This window comes from Vibrio sp. Vb339, from assembly GCF_902751245.1.
In the GTDB taxonomy this organism is placed as follows: domain Bacteria; phylum Pseudomonadota; class Gammaproteobacteria; order Enterobacterales; family Vibrionaceae; genus Vibrio; species Vibrio coralliirubri.
In genome coordinates, this window is sequence record NZ_CADDIS010000031.1 from 1 (window position 1) to 606 (window position 606).

General features: G+C 42.7%; 1 pseudogene. It reads left to right on the plus strand.

Features of this window, described 5'->3' with window-relative positions:
• Nucleotides 1–40 precede the first annotated feature (40 nt).
• A pseudogene (locus HRQ85_RS26095) lies at nucleotides 41–606 on the plus strand (hypothetical protein); the annotation flags it as partial.

Here is a 606-nt window from a genome sequence, read left to right on the forward strand (position 1 = left end):
GCTGGGTGTCACAAGGCTAACTGAGACAGGGAGACAAGACATGAATGACGATAACTTTGACCAAGATAGTTCCATTGATATCTCGACTTTCAATCCTCCTAGCAGCATGAACAAGCATGAGATGGTGACATGGCAGCTATTGTCTCCCTTGTTGATATTTACCGTGTTCTTCTTTGTTGTTCCGATAGCAATGATGCTTCATAAATCGGTTTATAGCCCTGAATTGCAAAGAGCATTGCCTGAATTTAGCACATACATTCAAAGGTGGGATCCAAACTCACGAGAGCTTCCAAATTCGGTCACTGTGTCCATATTCATACAGGAGCTCGCTAACGTTTATGGAAAGGCTGAAATAGGAGAACTTTCGAGACGTCTAAACTATGAACGCAGTGGCTTCAGAAGCCTCATTATGAAGACGGCTCGCCGTTTAGCTTCAGGGGATGCAACCCAAAAACGTACCGGAATTAAGGTATTAGGGTTTATTGACAAGAGATGGTTAGAGCCGACTTACTGGCAATATTTAAAATCAGCATCACGTCCATATACGCCCTTTTATTTGTTGTCTGCGATAGACATGAAGTTAGACAAAAACGGTCACATAACGAC